Below are 16,296 nucleotides of genomic sequence, written 5' to 3' on the forward strand. Positions count from 1 at the left end.
GCCACTGTCCACCGCCACCTTCTGCCCGCACACATCAGCCTCGGTGCTGAACCCGCCGACCTTGTCCGCCAGGCCGAACAGCTGCGGACCGGCGCACGCCGTAGCGGCGCGACCACCAGGCCGCGCAGTCGCCCACGGCGACCACTCCGGGCAGCGAGGTGCGCAGGTGCTCGTCGGTGACCACGCCGTTGTCGAGCCGGATGCCGGAGCCGACCAGCCACTCGGTCGCGGGCCGCACGCCGACGCCCGTGACGACCACGTCGGCCTCGACCGCGGAGCCGTCCGCCAGGGTGAGCCCCCCCTGGTCGACCGAGGCGACCATGGTGCCCAGGCGCAGGTCGACGCCGGCCTCCGCGTACCAGGCGGCGGTGTACGCGCCGACCTGGCCGAGCGCGGCGGACAGCGGGACGTCGGCGGCCTCGATCACGGTCACGGCGCAGCCCGCCTTGCGGGCGGCGGTGGCCACCTCGGCGCCGATCCAGCCCGCGCCGATCACGGCGACCCTCGTCCCCCTGCCGAGCAGGGAACGCAGCCGGAGCGCGTCGTCGATGGTGCGCACCACGTGCTGTGGGCCGTCCCCGCGCAGCCGGATCGGGCGCGCGCCGGTGGCGATGACCAGGCCCTCGTAGGCCAGCTCGCCCTCGGTGGTCTCGACCACGCCGGGGTGGAGCCCCTTGGCGGAGACGCCCGCGCGGAAGTCGACCTCAAGCGCGTCGAGGTCGGAGTCGACGACGGTGGAGTCGGTCTCGCCGAGCAGCACCCCCTTGGACAGGGGTGGACGGTCGTACGGTCTGTGCCGCTCCTCCCCGATCAGCGTGATCCTGCCGCCGAACCCGCGGGCCCGTAACGCCTCGACGCTGCGTACGCCGGCCAGACCGGCGCCTACCACCACGACATGATTCACACTTCCCGACGATAAGCGTCAGCACCGTACTCCTACCAACGGTCGTTGATAACGAAAACGGTATTTACCTCACATCTGACGCTCTAAGCGTGTTGCCGGACCCCTTAGGGTTGGGGGGAAGACGCGCGGGAGCCCGGAACGCACCGGGCTGAGAGGAGGGCCGCGGAGCGACGAAGGACCCGGCGCGAGCCAGGTGGTGTGCGAGGAACGGATCCGCACGGCACCGGTGAGCGAGGTCCGGAGGCGACCGCGAGCGGGCCCTCGACCGCCACGAACCTGATCCGGGTCATGCCGGCGAAGGGAGCGGAGTACGTATGGCGGACCATTTCCACCTCCTCGTCGTCGGCGGGGGGGTGATCGGACTGTCGGTGGCCTGGCGTGCCGCCGGCCGGGGCCTGAGGGTGGCGGTGGCCGACCCCGCGCCCGCCTCCGGCGCCTCGCACGCGGCGGCGGGCATGCTGGCCCCGGTCAGCGAGGTCACCTACACCGAGGAGCCGTTGCTGCGACTGGGCCTGGCCTCCCTGGAACGCTGGCCCGCCTTCGCCGCCGAACTGGCGGACGCGAGCGGGCACGACCTCGACCACCGCACCGACGGCACCCTCGACGTCGCCTTCGGCTCGGACGATCTGGCCGCGCTGGACGATCTCGCCGACTTCGTCGCCAAGCTGGGGTTGCCCGCCGAGCGGCTCACCGGCCGCGAGTGCCGCCGTCTGGAACCCATGCTGGCCCCCGCGGTCCGCGGCGGCCTGCTGGCGGGCGGCGACGCCTGGGTGGACCCCAGGAAGGTCACCACCGCGCTCCTCACCGCCCTGGAGCGGGCGGGCGGCACCCTGGTGCGCGCCCGCGTGGCCGGGCTGCTCACGGCCGCCGGAGCGGTCACCGGGGTACGGCTGGCGACCGGCGAGAGTGTCGGGGCCGAGCAGGTGATCCTCGCCGCCGGCGCCTGGTCGGGCTCCCTGCCGGGGATGCCGCCCGAGGCGCTGCCCCCGGTGCGGCCGGTCAAGGGCCAGATCATGCGGCTGCGCTCCCCCGTGCCGATCCTGCGGCGATGCGTGCGCGGGGTCGTGCACGGCTCGAACGTCTACCTGGTGCCACGCGGCGACGGCGAGGTCGTCCTCGGCGCCACGCAGGAGGAGATGGGCTTCGACACCCGTGTCACCGCCGGTGGGCTGTGGGAGTTGCTGCGCGACGCGCGGGAGCTCGTCCCCGGCGTGACCGAGCTGGAGGTGGCCGAGGTCACCGCGGGACTGCGCCCCGGTACCCCGGACAACCTGCCGCTGATCGGTCCCACGATCGTGCCCGGTCTGCACATGGCCACCGGGCACCACCGGGGCGGGGTACTGCTCGCCCCGCTCACCGCCGACCTCTGCTCGGGCGAGACCGACCCGGAGCTCTCCCCGATCTGCTCACCCCTCCGCTTCCAGGAGCACCCACCGCAGGAGCTGTCATGAACGTGACCATCAACGGCGCCGCGCACGAGTTGCCCGCCGGGGCGACCGTCGCGCAGGCCGTGCAGCGGCTGACCGGCATGCGGAGCGGGGTGGCCGTCGCGGTGAACGACGAGGTCGTCTCGCGCGGCGCCTGGGAGGCCACCGCGCTCGCGGAGGCCGACAGGGTCGAGGTGCTCACCGCGGTTCAGGGAGGATGAGGGGCATGGTGGACGATCTGATCATCGGCGGCGAGAAGTTCTCCTCCCGTCTCATCATGGGCACCGGGGGCGCCCCGTCCCTGGAGATCCTGGATGCGGCGCTCGCCGCCTCGGGGACCGAGCTGACCACCGTCGCGATGCGGCGGCTCGACCCGGCCGCGCGGGGATCGGTGCTCGACGTGCTGCGCCGGCGCGACATCAGGGTGCTGCCGAACACCGCGGGGTGCTTCACCGCCGGGGAGGCCGTGCTGACCGCCAGGCTGGCCAGGGAGGCGCTGGAGACGAACTGGGTGAAGCTTGAGGTCATCGCCGACGAGCGCACCCTGCTGCCCGACCCCATCGAGACCTTCGACGCCGCCGAGCGGCTGGTCGCCGACGGGTTCGTGGTGCTGCCCTACATCGGCGACGACCCCGTGCTGGCACGCAGGCTGGAGCAGGCGGGCTGCGCGGCGGTGATGCCGCTGGGGGCGCCCATCGGTTCCGGCCTCGGCATCCGCAACCCGCACAACATCGAGCTGATCGTGGAGTTCGCGAGCGTGCCGGTGATCCTGGACGCGGGGATCGGCACGGCCAGCGACGCGGCACTGGCCATGGAGCTGGGCTGTGACGCGGTTCTGCTGGCCACCGCGGTCACCCGGGCGCAGCGTCCGGAGCTGATGGCGCAGGCCATGCGCTCGGCCGTCGCGGCGGGCCGGACGGCGCGCCTGGCCGGGCGGATACCCCGGCGTCGCTACGCGGAGGCCTCCTCCCCTCTTCATCGATAGAAAACGACCACGTCTCGGCATCGGTTTGGGATTCAGGGACCCTGTCGGCGTCAAATCGCCCGTAAACTCGGCCACGTGGACACGACGCTTACGGACCCCCTGGTCGGGAAACTCCTCGACGGGCGTTACCGCGTTGAGTCCCGGATCGCCCGGGGCGGAATGGCGACCGTCTATCTGGCCCTGGACATCCGGCTCGACCGCACTGTCGCCGTGAAGGTGATGCACCGCTCGCTCGCCGAGGACCCCGCCTTCGTACGGCGGTTCATCGGCGAGGCCAAGTCGGTGGCGAGCCTGTCGCACCCCAACGTGGTACACGTCTTCGACCAGGGCACGGATGGCGACAACGTCTACCTCTCGATGGAGTACGTGCCGGGCCGGACCCTGCGCGACGTGCTCCGCGACCGTGGCAGGCTGCCCGCCCGCGAGGCACTGGAAGTCATGATCCCGGTGCTCGCCGCGCTGGGCGCCGCCCACCAGTCGGGCCTGGTCCACCGGGACGTCAAACCGGAGAACGTGCTGCTCGCCGACGACGGCCGGGTCAAGGTGGTGGACTTCGGCCTGGCCCGCGCGATCGAGGCGACCAACCAGACGCGCACCGGCGTCATGATCGGCACCATCGGCTACATGTCCCCCGAGCAGGTCACCTCGGGGGCCGCCGACGCCCGCAGCGACGTCTACGCGGCCGGCATCATGCTGTTCGAGCTCCTGACCGGCCGCCAGCCGTACGAGGGCGACACCCCGATGTCGGTGGCCTACCGGCACGTACACGACACGGTGCCCGTACCCTCCGCGCTGCTCCCCGGCTCTTCCCCGCTGCTCGACACCCTGGTGGCCAGGGCGACGGCCCGCGATCCCGCGAACCGTCCCGCGGACGCCACCGCGCTGCTGGTCGCCGCCGTCGACGCGCACCGGATGCTGCCCAGGGAGAGCGGCCCGGTGCCGTCCGTCCCCGTCGGGCCACCGCACGCCCACGAGACCGTCGTGTCCGCGCCGCCCACACCGGCCGTACCGGCCAATCACACGCTGATCCAGCCCCGCGTCGAGTTGCCCACCGGCCCGGTGGGCGACCAGCCACCGCCCGTTTCCACGACGCGCAAGATGTCCGGCGCCCGCTGGTTCCTGCTCGCGCTGGCCGTGGTCATGGTGATCGCGGTGGGGGTGACCGGCTGGCTGTTCTCGCAGAACACCACCATCGTGGTGCCCTCCACCCTGGTGGGCAAGAACATCACGGTCGCCACCAGCGAGGCCAGACAGCGCGGCTTCACCGTCGAGGAGGGCGAGGCCGAGCACGACGAGAAGGTGCCCAAGGGCAACGTGCTCCGCACCGATCCCGTGGCGGGCACCGAGGCCGAGCCGGGCAGCAAGCTGATCCTGATCGCCTCGGCCGGCCCCAAGCGGGTCGCGGTGCCCAACGTGGTGGGCATGACCGAACCCCAGGCCAGGAGCAGGCTGGCGGAGGCCTCACTGGTCGTCGGCAAGGTCAGGAGGCAGCCCAGCGAGACCGTGCCGCGTGACCAGGTGATGCGGACCGTCCCCGCCGTGGGAAACCCGGTCAAGGAGGGCAGCAAGGTCGATCTGGTCGTGAGCGCGGGCCTGATCATGCCGGATGTCCGGGGCATGCCCCGCGACCAGGCGGACGGGGTGCTGCGCGGGGCGGGATTCGCTCCCGAGTTCGTCGAGCAGACCGACGCCGCCCAGCCGTGCACGGTCATCGCCCAGGACCCCCAGCCCAAGGCCGAGGTCGACAAGGGCGCCGTGGTCCGGCTGACCCTTTCGCAGTGCGCCGGCGAATGGCACTGGCCCTGGGAGAACAACGGCGAGCAGCCTCCCGGCGACGGCGGCAACGTCGTGGTGATCCCGAACATCGTCTTCAAGGATTTCAGGGCGGCGCGCGACGAGCTGCGCGCCGCGGGGGTCACGGTGAAGCTGAGGCGGACCCTGGGCAAGGGCAGGGTGCTGGCCCAGACCCCGCCGGGCGGCCAGACGGTCCCGGCCGGCACCGAGGTCACCATCTGGTACTGACGGCTTGGCCTGGCGGGCTCGGCGAGACGGATCCCCGTGCTCCGGCCGGTACCGGCAGCCGGGCACGGGACGAACCTCCGGGTGCTCAGCCCTCGGCCAGGAAGCCGTGCAGGCGGATCCTGGCGAGACCGCCGTCGGGGTGGATGTCCACCCTGGCGTACGCGGCCTCGGGCGCGTCGGTGATGCGGAAACGGTGCCGGGTGTCGGGCAGCAGGCGGGTCCTGGGCAGCAGCGGGAACCAGGTGGCGCCGTCCGCGCTGCCGGTGACGGAGACCTCGGCGGGAGCGTTGAACACCAGGTTGGTGGTGTCGATCTCGGCGAGCCTGACGATCCCGGGCCCCGCCAGACGGATGACCAGCCAGTCGTTGCCGCCGTCGCGGCGGCGGGCGGTCTCCCAGCCCTCGGCCTGGTGGCGGGCGAGGCCCGGGGAGATGGCGTTGTTGGGCGAGGAGTAGAACTCGTTGGAGCAGGCGGTGACGAGCGCGCCGTTCTCCAGCGCGGCCAGGTCCAGGCCGAGTCCCTCGTAGACCGACAGGTCGGGCCTGATCTCGCCGTGCACCCGCAGCCTGGCGACGCCCCCGTCGGGGAACATGTTCAGCCGCACATGGGTGTAGCGGTGCTCTCCGGACACCTCGAAGAAGTGCTCGGCGTCCCCCTTGAGGTCGCTCATGGGCACGATCTCCACCCAGTCGGCCGTCTCCAGTTCGGCGACCGTCGGATAGCCCTCGGCCTCGCACGCCTCGACGGAGGCGTGCGGCGGGTAGTTTCCCTTGAACCAGGCGGTGTCGATCACGACACCCCGGACCACCCCGGGCATGCCGAGCCTGACCAGGGCCCAGTCGTGGCCGGGCTCGCGCCGCCTGCGGGTCTCCCAGCCGTCGTAGACCTGGCCCTTGGCGCCGAAGGTGTGCGGGCGGAAGCCGGGGCGCCCAGGCCTGATGAGACTCTCCTTCTCCGCGAAGGACTCGTCGTTGGCCGCGATCACCGAGCCACCGAGGGCGCGCAGGGCGAGGTCGGGCAGTGCGGTGAACTCGATCAAGGAGAGAACCTTTCTCAGGAGGAGCGGAATCCTGGCCGCCGGATCGTGCCGCGGGAGCGCTAAAGCAGGACGCCCCTGAAGTCCTTCCGCACGGCCCGGCCGCGCAGCCAGGTCGTGCGGACCGCGCCGGTGAGCGTCCTGCCGTGATAGGGCGTGACCGGGTTCCTGTGGTGCAGCCTGGCGACGTCCACGGTCTGGACGGCGTCGGCGTCGAAGGCGACCAGGTCCGCGTCGGCGCCCTCGACGATGGCGCCCTTGCCGCGCAGCCCGGCCAGTTCGGCCGGGTGGGTGGCCATCCAGCGCACGACGTCGCCCAGGCCGTGCCCGCGCCGCGCCGCCTCGGTCCAGACCGCGGTCAGGCCGAGCTGGAGGGAGGAGATACCACCCCAGGCGGCGGCGAAGTCGGGCACCTTCAGGTCGGGGGTGGAGGGCGAGTGGTCGGAGACGACGCAGCCGAGCACCCCGTCGGCGAGCCCGCGCCAGAGCTCGTCGCGGTTGGCCGAGGCACGGATCGGCGGGCAGCACTTGAACTGGGTGGCGCCCTCGGGCACCTCCTCGGCCACCAGCGTGAGGTAGTGCGGGCAGGTCTCCGCGGTGAGCCTGATCCCCTCCTGCCTGGCCCTGGCCAGCGGTTCCAGGCAGAGCGCGGACGACACGTGCAGGATGTGCGCCCGCACCCCGGTCTCCGCGGCCAGCGCGGCGACCCGCTCGACGGCACGGCGCTCGGCCTCCCCGGGGCGGGAGTCGAGGAACTCCGGGTACCGCGGTCCCACCGGGTCCGCGAGCAGCGCGGGATCCTCGGCGTGCACGACCAGCAGGCCGTCAAAGGAGGCGATCTCCACCATGGCCGCCCGCAGCCCGTCCGTGTCCAGCGGCGGGAACTCCTCCACCCCCGACGGGGACAGGAAGCACTTGAACCCGCGCACCCCCGCCTCGTGCAGCGCCCTCAGGTCCGCGACGTTACCGGGGATCGCGCCGCCCCAGAAGGCGACGTCCACCGCGCACTGCCCGTCCGCGGCGCTCCTCTTCACCGCCAGGGCGTCCGCGTTCACGGTCGGCGGCAGCGAGTTGAGCGGCATGTCCACGATGGTGGTCACCCCGCCCGCCGCGGCGGCCCGGGTGGCGGAGGCGAACCCCTCCCAGTGGGTCCTGCCGGGCTCGTTGACGTGCACATGGGTGTCGACGAGGCCCGGCAGCAGCGCGACGCCGCCGAGGTCGACCTGCTCGGCGGCGTTCAGCTCGGCGTCGTGGGCATGCACCCCGACGATCTTCCCGTCCCTTACCGCGACGGCCGCCGGTCCCTCCTTCCCGGGCAGCACGGCCCGGCGGGACCGGATGACCAGATCCAGCACGTCCTCAGCCCTCGCACTCATCGGCTCTCCGTTCCTGCCCGCTTCTCGCCGCGGAACGCGCCGGCCTGGGCGCCCGTACCCCGCTCACGCTCATCGGCCCCGCGTCCCCTTCCCGCCGCGCCCGGACGGCGCCGGAACGGCGCTCAAAGGTGCCTCTCGGCGACCGTGCGCGCGAGCCGTTCGAGCAGCGGGCCCGCCTGCGACATGCACACGGCCGGGTCGGGCTCGATGTCGGTGAGCGTGTAGGCGGCCGTGATGCCCGCCGCGCTCAGCTCCTCGTCGCCGAGGGCCCGGCGCCCGCAGACCACGACCACGGGGACTCCCGCCTTGGCCGCGGCGCTCGCGACCCCCGCGGGCGCCTTGCCGCGCAGCGTCTGCTCGTCGAGCGAGCCCTCACCGGTGACGACGAGGCGCGCGCCCTCCAGGCTGTCGTGGAATCCGAGCAGGTCGAGGAGGTATTCGATGCCGGGCCGGAACTCGGCGGCCAGGAAGGCCAGCGCGGCGAAGCCCACTCCCCCGGCGGCACCGGCGCCCGGCTGCCCGGCCACGCCCATCGAACGGACGACGCCGTCGTGCTCGGCGGCCCCGACCAGGCCGTGGGTGTGCGCGGCGACGGCGGCCAGCCGGGCGAGGGCGGCGTCGAGCAGCCTCACCTCGTCGGGGCTCGCGCCCTTCTGCGGCCCGTACACGGCGGCGGCCCCGTGCGGACCGAGCAGCGGGTTGTCCACGTCGCCCGCGACGACGAACTCGACATCATCAGTCTTGATAAGGCCGGATTTATCGATTTTCGCCAGGTCGCCGAGGGCGGCTCCACCGAACGGGAGCTCCCGCCCTTCGGCGTCCAGGAAGCGGACGCCGAGCGCCCGCATCATGCCCGCACCCCCGTCGGTGCAGGCGCTGCCGCCGAGACCGAGCACGATCCGCCGGGCCCCGCGCCGTACCGCGTGGGCGATCAGCTCGCCGGTACCGTGGCTGGTCGCGGTGAGGGGTGCCGTCTCGACGCCCTCGTGCGCGAGCGAGCCCGCCGCCGGGGCGACCGGCCCCGAGGCGGCCGGCAACCGCCGCAGCCCCGACGCCTCGGCCAGCTCAACGACCGCGGTGGCCACGTCTCCTTCCCCGAGGGCGTCGCGCCAGGCATAGGAGGCGAGGACCGGCTCACCGACGGGGCCGGTGACCTCGACCTCGACCCGGGTGAACCCGCAGGCCACGACCGCGTCCACGGTGCCGTCACCGCCGTCGGCCACCGGCAGCGCGACCGTGGCGACGCCGGGCCCGAGACCCGCGGCGATCCGCGCGGCGACCTCGGCACCGGTCAGCGAGCCCTTGAACTTGTCCGGGGCGATCACTACATGTCCCGACGACTCAGACAACCCTGCTCCCTAATGGCGGATGGGCGGCACGCACCCCCCGCCCGTGCGAGCCGGTGGGGAGCGAATGCCTGACCCCGGTGAAACGGAGAACAATCATCACATCCACCGCTGAGCGCCCCCGACACCCGGTCCTCATCCGCCGACCTCCTGGCCCGCGGTGAAGCCCTGCTCGGCGGCCAGCCGCATGAGGCGGCGGTGGGCCTCGCCACCGGCGCGGCCGAGTCCGTCCTGGGCGACGGTGCGCAGCTCGTCGTCCTCGACGACGGTCTCGCCGCCCACCAGCAGCCGGGCCAGCGGTGGCTGCCGGGTGCCGAAGACCAGGGCGCAGACCGGGTCGGCGACCGCGGAGGCGAAGGCCCCGGTACGCCAGAGGGCGATGTCGGCGAGCTTTCCCACCTCCAGCGAGCCGAGCTCCTCCTGCCGGCCCAGGTTCCTCGCCCCGCCCAGGGTGGCGATCTCCAGGGCCTGGCGGGCGGTGAGCGCGGTGGGCCCGTACCTGGCCCGTTGGAACAGCAGGGCCTGGCGCATCTCGCCGGAGAGCGAGGTGAGCTCGGCCGAGGCGCTGCCGTCCACCCCCAGGCCGACGTTCGCGCCCCTGCGCAGCATCTCGGAGACGCGGGCGATGCCGGCGCCGAGGCGGCCGTTGGAGCTCGGGCAGTGCGCGGAGCCGGTACCGGTCTGGGCGAAGACGTCGATGTCGTCGTCGCTCAGGTGGACGGCGTGGGCGAACCACACGTCCGGGCCGAGCCAGCCGAGCTTCTCCATGTAGTCGACCGGGCGCTGCCCGACCTGCCGCAGGCAGTGCTCCTCCTCGTCGAGGGTCTCGGCGAGGTGCGTGTGCAGCCGTACCCCCTTGGACCTGGCCAGCGCGGCGGCCTCGGTCATCAGGTCGGCACTGACGGAGAACGGCGAGCAGGGGGCGACCGCGACACGGAGCCTGGAGGAGAAGGACGGGTCGTGGTAGGTGTCGACGGCCTCGGCCGTGGCGTCGAGGATCTCGTCGAGCCGTTCGACCACCACGTCCGGCGGCAGGCCGCCCTGCGACCTCCCCCGGTCCATCGAGCCCCGGGCGGGGTGGAAGCGGAGCCCGACCTCCCGGGCCGCCTCGATCTCCGCGGCGAACAGATCCCCTCGCCCCTTCGGGAAGATGTAGTGATGGTCGCTGGAGGTGGTGCAGCCGGACAGGGCCAGATAGCCCAGCCCCGCGCCCGCCGCGCCCTTCACCACCTCGGCGTCCATGGCGGCCCACACCTGGTAGAGCGCCGTCAGCCACTCGAACAGCGTGGCGTCCTGGGCGAGCCCCTGGGAGGCCCACTGGTAGAGGTGGTGGTGGGTGTTGACCAGACCGGGGGTGGCCAGGCAGCCGGTGCCGTCGATCCTGACCGCACCCGGTACCACCGGGGCGGGACCCGCGCCGAGGGCCACGATCCGGTCACCCTCGACGTGGATGTGTCCCGAGGGGATCTCCGGGCCCACCACCGGGGCGATGTGCACGTTCTCGATCAGGATGGCGCTCAACGGGACTCCTTCTCCTCGCCGCGCGGCCCCCGACCCGTACCGGCCTTGCGGGCCGCGGCGAGGCGTACGGCGTCGAGGATCTTCTCGTAGCCGGTGCACCGGCACAGGTTGCCCGCCAGGGCCTCGCGGATCTCGGCGTCGGACGGGCGCGGGATCCGCTCGATCAGGTCGTGGGCCTGGACAACGAGGCCGGGGGTGCAGAACCCGCACTGGACGGCTCCGCACTCGACGAACGCCTCCTGGACCGGGTCGAGCCGGTCGCCGTCGGCGAGTCCCTCAATGGTGCGGACCACGCGGCCCTCGGCCTGCCCGGCCGCGACCAGGCACGCGCAGACGGGCACCCCGTCGAGGTAGACGGTGCAGGAGCCGCACTCGCCCTGCTCGCACGCGTTCTTGGAACCCGGCAGGCCCACCCGTTCGCGCAGGACGTACAGGAGGCTCTCGCCCTCCCAGACGTCGTCGGCGGTCTCGCTGCGGCCGTTGACCGTGAAGGTGACGCGCATCAGCCTGCCCTCCTCTCGAAGCGCCCGGAGCGCAGGTCGTTCCACGCCCAGGTCAGGGTGCGCCGCGCCATCACCGCGATGGCGTGACGCCGGTAGTCGGCGGTGCCGCGCACGTCGTCGATCGGCGAGGCGGCCTCGGCGGCCAGCTCACCGAAGCGCCCGAGCAGCGCGGGGTCGAGCCGCGCCTCCCAGTCGAGTTCGGCGGCCAGGAACTCCTCGGCCGCGACGGCGCGCCGGGGGGTCGGGGCGGCCGAGCCGATGCCGGTGCCGACCCGGCGCTCCGCGGGATGGAGCGCGATCGCGAACGAGCAGACCGCGATCACCATGGCGTTGCGGGTACCGACCTTGGAGAAGTACTGCGGGCCGCTCGCCGGGCCCATCCAGAACGCCCTGATCAGCTCGTCGGGTTCCAGCGCGCTGCGCTTGACCCCGAGGTAGAAGGCCGTGGCCGGGATCATCCGCACGCCCCGGGCGGCGGAGGCGACCTCGATGACCGCGTCCCCCGCGAGCAGCGGCGGGTGACTGTCCCCCGCGGGCGAGGCCGCGCCGAGATTGCCTCCCACCGTGCCCCGGTTGCGGATCTGCGGCGAGCCGACGGTACGGGAGGCCTGGGCGAGACCCGGCAGCCGGTCGCCCAGCTCGGCGATCAGCCGGGCGTACGACACGCCCGCACCGACCCTGAGCCTGCCGTCCGCCTCCTCACTCCAGGTCGCGAGCTCGGCGATCCGGTTCAGGTCGAGCAGCCCGGCGGGCCTTCGCACGTCGAAGTTGAGCTCGACCATCATGTCGGTGCCGCCCTGTATGGGTGCCACCTCCGGCCGGTCCGCCTTGGCGGCCAGCGCCTCCGCCCAGGTGGCGGGTCGCAGGAAATCCACGGTCATCACTCCCAGGCGAAGCGGGCGTCGGGGGTGTCGTCGCGGAGCACGCTGCCCTCGATCAGCCCGTAGGGACGGTCGGCGGCGTAGAACACCTCATTAGGGTTGTCCAGCCCGAAGGGGGTGAGGTCCACCAGGAAGTGGTGCTTGTTCGGCATCGCCAGGCGCACCTCGCAGACCTCCTTCCGGGTGTTCAGCACCCGCTCGCCCATCGCGTAGAGCGTCTGCTGCAGCGACAGGCTGTAGGTCTCGGCGAACGCGCCGAGCAGGCAGCGGCGCACCTCGTCGTAGGACTCCCCGTAGTGGGAATCCGCCAAGGAGTCCCCGGAGGAGTCCCCGTGCGGGGGCACGCCTGGCAGGTGCCGCCAGCGGGCCGAGACCTCGGTGGCCAGGACGCGGTCCCTGGTGGGTTTCAGGGTGGTGTACTCGTCCTGGGCGAAGCCGGAGAACTCCGACCCCGTCGAGTTGAGCACCACCAGGTCCCTCAGCCCGGAGACCACGGTGGTGGTGCCGTCCCGGTCGTGGTGGACGACGCAGGTGCGCGTCTCCCTGCCGGAGCGAACGAAGGAGTGCCCGGTTCCCGGGGCGGAGTCGCCGTTCACCGGGATCCGGTCCCAGAAGTACTCCTCGATCTCCACCCGGGCGTGGTGGACCGTGGGCTGGGAGTCCACGTAGTGACGGGCCAGCAGGATCGCGAAGTCCTCGATCTGGGCGACACCGTGCTTCCTGGCGAAGGCGTACACGGTGTTCTTCTGCGTGTCGGTCGGCAGGACCGCGACGTTGTCGCCGGTGAGGTGGACCGCCTCCATGTCGCCGGAGAGTGCCGAGCCGACGGTGACGTCCTTGATGTGGTGGACGTCACCGTCCCTGACGACACGGACCAGGCGGGTCTCCGCCTTGCCGTAGCGGTTGGGTCCGAGAACGACGGGCATGCTAGCTCCCTCGATACGTCGAGTAGGCGAACGGGCTGAGCAGCAGGGGCACGTGGTGGTGCTCCCCCGGGTCCGCCACCGTGAAGTCGATCGAGACCCGCGGGTAGAAGGCGTCCACCGCGCGGGCGGCGAAGTAGTCCCCGGTCTCGAAGACCAGCCGGTGGGCGCCCGCCCCGCAGGTCCATCCCGCGATCCGCCCGTCGGCGTCGGTGACGCCCTCGGCGAGCACCTCGCCGTCCCGCTCCAGGCGTACCGTGACACCCGCCGCCGGCCTGCCCAGGGCGGCGTCGAGCACATGCGTGGACAGGCTCATGTGGCCGCCCCCAGGAGCTTCGCCAGCCGCAGACGGGCGATCTTCGCGAGCTCGGCCCTGACCACGTCCCGCTCGGTGTCCTCGTCGTTGCCGAGCCGCTCGGTGAGGCGGGCCAGCATCTCCTCGGCCGACAGGCCCGTGGCGCAGATCAGGTAGACGTGGCCGAACCGCCGCTCGTAGGCGCGGTTGCCCTCCGTCAGCCGGTCCAGGACCTCCCGCCCCGCCGCCGCGACCCCCGACTGCTCGCGGCGGGACCAGGCCGCCTCCCTTCCGGAACGACCGGCCACCGGGCCGCCCTCGCGTGGTGGCTCGCCGATCCTGGGGTGGGCTGCCAGCGCCTCGCGTACGCCGGACCAGTCCAGGCTCCGCACGGTGGCCTCCGCGACCTCGGCCAGCCTGTCGAGGTCACGGTAGGGGCGCGACGCCGCCACCCGCGCGGCGAAGTCCCGGCAGGCGCAGCAGGCCAGCAGTTCGGCCTCGGCCTCCTCGGTACCCAGCGCGTTGAAGGCGGTCAGCCCCGCGACCTGCGGCGCGGAGTGCACGTTAGACATGGGAGCAGTACACACACCACCGGCGCGTACAGTCCAGCGACAAGCACCCCAAACTATGCCAAGGGTTCGCCGCAGATTTCCGCAACATACTCCAAACCTGCTGGTACCCGGCGCTCGGTTCTCCTTGGGAGACGCGGCTGAGCGCACCGCCGGCGCCCCTCACCGGTCACCTCGCCCCAGAGTGCGGGAAGAGCAGGTCAGGTGGGCGGCCTGTCGGCTGTGAAGCGCCGAGGGCGCCGCCTAAACTGAGGTCACCATGACTTCTCTCTCCTCCATCGGCGGACACGTCTCCGTCACCGGCGGTCTCGCCAAGGGCGGGCTGCGCTACGCCTCCGACATCGGTGCCGAGATGATCCAGGTGTTCGTCACCAACCCTCGCGGCTGGGCGCTCGCCGTAGGTGACCCCGCCCAGGACGCCAAGCTCCTCGAGTCGGGCGTGCTCTCCTTCGTGCACGCGCCCTACCTGGTCAACATGGGCTCGCCCAGCGCGGAGACGCTGGAGAAGTCGGTGGCCACCGTACGGCACAACCTGCTGCGCGGCCACGCGATCGGCGCGAAGGGAGTGGTCGTCCACACGGGGTCGGCGGTGAGCCAGTCCCGCGACGAGGCGCTGCGCCAGCTGCGTGAACATCTCCTGCCGCTCCTGGATGAGATCCCCGACGACGGGCCCGACCTGCTGCTGGAGCCGATGGCCGGGCAGGGCGCGGTGCTCTGCGCGACGGTCCAGGACCTGGAGCCCTACCTGGCGGCCCTCGACTGGCACCCCAAGGCGGGGGTCTGCTTCGACACCTGCCACGCCTTCGCCGCCGGGCACGACCTGTCGACCTCCGAGGGCGTCAAGGAGACTCTGGAGGCCCTGCACGCGATCGCCCCCGGGCGGCTCAAGCTGGTCCACGCCAACGACTCCAAGGACGTGTGCGACTCCAGGAAGGACCGGCACGAGAACATCGGCTCCGGCCACATCGGCGCCGAACCCTTCGCCGACATGCTGAGCCATCCCGTGATGGCCGGGGTGCCGTTCTGCATCGAGACACCGGGCGGCGCCGAGAAGCACCGCGAGGACATCGAGGCGCTCAAGAAGCTCCGCGACCGGGTGAGCTCCTGACCTGCCGGAAGGTCGGACGGGACGCCCGTCCTCGTGATCCGGCCGCCCCCGTGTGGCCGGATCACGGTCCGGCCCGCTGGCTAACGCGGGCGTCCCGTCGTATCGGAGAGCGGCGACCCCTCCCCCTTCCGGTCAAGGACCCGGTGGCCGGATGCCGGCGGTCACCCCGTGTCCGCGCATCAGGTCCTGTGCGAGCCTTACGGCCCTGTCCCCCCCTGATCCGGCGGGTCTCGCTCTCCGATGAGGGAACACTAGAGGCGCGTCCAGACGAGCGAGCGGCGCTTTCCCGCCAGCGCGATTAACGGTCAGTAGTTGTCGATGTGCGGAGAGCACCGACGCGACGAACGGCTCACGGCGGGCGACGAACGGTCGATCGGGGGCTCGTGGGACCCCTGGGACCCGCCCGTGCCGGGGAAACGCCGATGAGCCGTACGGCCGTGGAACGGCGCGCGGAAGGCGCGGGGCCGGTCGGCGCGCGGAGAGGCGCGAAGGGGACGGCGACCGCGGAACGGCAGGCCGGAGGCCCGCACGGGCGCGAATCACCGCGCGGGGGCCCGCGGAGAGCGTGCCGTGGCTACCGCAGGGCGGCCGCGGAGGGCAGGGGCCTGGCCCGGACCACACCGGGGACGGCCGGGCGGTCACGGAACTGGCGGACCAGCCGTTCGCGGACCTCGCGGGCGTGCCGGCGACTGACCGGAAGCGTCTCGTTGCCCACCCGGAGCATCACCCTGCCGCCGTCGAAACGCAGCTCGCTCACGTGCCGCACCGAGACCAGCGTGCTGCGGTGCACCCGGATGAACCCCGACCCCGCCCAGCGCCGCTCCAGAGCGGCCAGCGACATGCGGACCAGGTAGCTGCCCTCGCCGGTGTGAAGCCGGACGTAGTCGCCCTGCGCCTCGGCGAACCAGACGGCCTGCTGGGGCACGAACCGCGTCCGCCCCGCGAGCTCGACCGGGATGACGTCCTCCAGCACGGGGTCGGCCGCAGCCGGAATCATGGACTCCAGGCGCCGTACCGCCTCGGCCAGCCGGTCGGCCCTGACCGGCTTGAGCAGGTAGTCGACCGCCTCCAGCTCGAAGGCCTGCACCGCGCACTCCTCGTGGGCGGTGACGAAGACCAGCCGGGGCGGGTTGGGAAACCCCGCGATGAGCCTGGCCAGGTCGAGGCCGTCCAGGCCCGGCATCCGGATGTCGAGGAACACCCCGTCCAGCCGCTCGCCCGCGCCGATCATCTGGACCATGTCCTGGAGCGCGGTGACCCCGCCCGCGGCCGTGGAGACGTGCTCGATACGGGGGTCCTGGCGGAGGAGATAGGCGATCTCCTCAAGGGCGGGGACCTCGTCGTCAACGGCCAGGACTCGCAACATGACCCCACGCTGCCCTCTGAACCACACTCGCCGC

16 protein-coding genes are annotated in these 16,296 nt (G+C 72.6%); 5 read left to right on the forward strand and 11 right to left on the reverse strand.

Annotated features, from left to right (window positions below; all coding sequences use genetic code 11):
- Window positions 1–34: 34 nt before the first annotated feature.
- On the reverse strand, window positions 35–904 hold the full coding sequence (locus ABZ260_RS15885) for an NAD(P)/FAD-dependent oxidoreductase (RefSeq protein ID WP_355617419.1): 870 nt from the start codon (window positions 902–904) through the stop codon (window positions 35–37).
- A gap of 314 nt (window positions 905–1,218) precedes the next feature.
- Between ABZ260_RS15885 and thiO the strand changes: the two genes are divergently transcribed.
- The 4 genes from thiO to pknB all read left to right on the forward strand — a co-directional run bounded on the left by thiO (window position 1,219) and on the right by pknB (window position 5,338).
- Window positions 1,219–2,355, forward strand: a complete 1,137-nt coding sequence (thiO, locus tag ABZ260_RS15890) for a glycine oxidase ThiO (protein ID WP_355617422.1) — start codon at window positions 1,219–1,221, stop codon at window positions 2,353–2,355.
- On the forward strand, window positions 2,352–2,552 hold the full coding sequence (gene thiS, locus ABZ260_RS15895; protein ID WP_030910039.1) for a sulfur carrier protein ThiS: 201 nt from the start codon (window positions 2,352–2,354) through the stop codon (window positions 2,550–2,552). Before thiO ends, thiS begins: the two co-directional genes overlap by 4 nt.
- Window positions 2,553–2,557: 5 nt before the next feature.
- Complete coding sequence (locus ABZ260_RS15900) at window positions 2,558–3,316, forward strand: thiazole synthase (RefSeq protein ID WP_355617426.1); 759 nt, start codon at window positions 2,558–2,560, stop codon at window positions 3,314–3,316.
- A 75-nt stretch (window positions 3,317–3,391) separates the two neighbouring features.
- A complete protein-coding gene (pknB, locus tag ABZ260_RS15905; protein WP_355617429.1) occupies window positions 3,392–5,338 on the forward strand; it encodes a Stk1 family PASTA domain-containing Ser/Thr kinase in 1,947 nt (648 codons plus the stop codon).
- Between the two features lie 85 nt (window positions 5,339–5,423).
- On the opposite strand, the gene alc is transcribed toward pknB, so the two are convergent.
- From alc to uraD, 9 genes are all read right to left on the reverse strand, one after another.
- Window positions 5,424–6,377 (reverse strand): allantoicase, encoded by a 954-nt coding sequence (gene alc, locus ABZ260_RS15910; protein ID WP_355617432.1) that lies wholly within the window; start codon window positions 6,375–6,377, stop codon window positions 5,424–5,426.
- A 59-nt stretch (window positions 6,378–6,436) separates the two neighbouring features.
- Complete coding sequence (allB, locus tag ABZ260_RS15915; protein ID WP_355617435.1) at window positions 6,437–7,750, reverse strand: allantoinase AllB; 1,314 nt, start codon at window positions 7,748–7,750, stop codon at window positions 6,437–6,439.
- A 122-nt stretch (window positions 7,751–7,872) separates the two neighbouring features.
- Window positions 7,873–9,099, reverse strand: a complete 1,227-nt coding sequence (locus ABZ260_RS15920) for a glycerate kinase (protein ID WP_355617438.1) — start codon at window positions 9,097–9,099, stop codon at window positions 7,873–7,875.
- 132 nt (window positions 9,100–9,231) lie between these two features.
- Entirely contained in the window at window positions 9,232–10,617 is a 1,386-nt protein-coding gene (locus ABZ260_RS15925) for an 8-oxoguanine deaminase (protein ID WP_355617441.1), read from the reverse strand.
- Entirely contained in the window at window positions 10,614–11,120 is a 507-nt protein-coding gene (locus ABZ260_RS15930; RefSeq protein WP_355617444.1) for a (2Fe-2S)-binding protein, read from the reverse strand. Before ABZ260_RS15930 ends, ABZ260_RS15925 begins: the two co-directional genes overlap by 4 nt.
- Window positions 11,120–11,995 (reverse strand): FAD binding domain-containing protein, encoded by an 876-nt coding sequence (locus ABZ260_RS15935; RefSeq protein WP_355617486.1) that lies wholly within the window; start codon window positions 11,993–11,995, stop codon window positions 11,120–11,122. Before ABZ260_RS15935 ends, ABZ260_RS15930 begins: the two co-directional genes overlap by 1 nt.
- Window positions 11,996–12,000: 5 nt before the next feature.
- Window positions 12,001–12,927 (reverse strand): factor-independent urate hydroxylase, encoded by a 927-nt coding sequence (gene pucL / locus ABZ260_RS15940; RefSeq protein ID WP_355617447.1) that lies wholly within the window; start codon window positions 12,925–12,927, stop codon window positions 12,001–12,003.
- Between the two features lies 1 nt (window position 12,928).
- Entirely contained in the window at window positions 12,929–13,240 is a 312-nt protein-coding gene (gene uraH / locus ABZ260_RS15945) for a hydroxyisourate hydrolase (protein WP_355617450.1), read from the reverse strand.
- On the reverse strand, window positions 13,237–13,791 hold the full coding sequence (gene uraD / locus ABZ260_RS15950) for a 2-oxo-4-hydroxy-4-carboxy-5-ureidoimidazoline decarboxylase (protein WP_355617453.1): 555 nt from the start codon (window positions 13,789–13,791) through the stop codon (window positions 13,237–13,239). The genes uraH and uraD overlap by 4 nt, the downstream gene beginning before the upstream one ends.
- Before the next feature lie 256 nt (window positions 13,792–14,047).
- Between uraD and ABZ260_RS15955 the strand changes: the two genes are divergently transcribed.
- Window positions 14,048–14,896, forward strand: coding sequence for a deoxyribonuclease IV (locus ABZ260_RS15955; protein WP_355617456.1), 849 nt, complete (start codon window positions 14,048–14,050; stop codon window positions 14,894–14,896).
- A gap of 574 nt (window positions 14,897–15,470) precedes the next feature.
- Here the strand turns inward: ABZ260_RS15955 and ABZ260_RS15960 are convergent.
- Window positions 15,471–16,262: a LytTR family DNA-binding domain-containing protein gene (locus ABZ260_RS15960; RefSeq protein ID WP_355617459.1), complete on the reverse strand. Its 792-nt coding sequence runs from the start codon at window positions 16,260–16,262 to the stop codon at window positions 15,471–15,473.
- Between the last annotated feature and the right edge of the window lie 34 nt (window positions 16,263–16,296).

It is taken from the genome of Streptosporangium sp. NPDC006013 (assembly GCF_040614275.1).
Taxonomy (GTDB): domain Bacteria; phylum Actinomycetota; class Actinomycetes; order Streptosporangiales; family Streptosporangiaceae; genus Streptosporangium.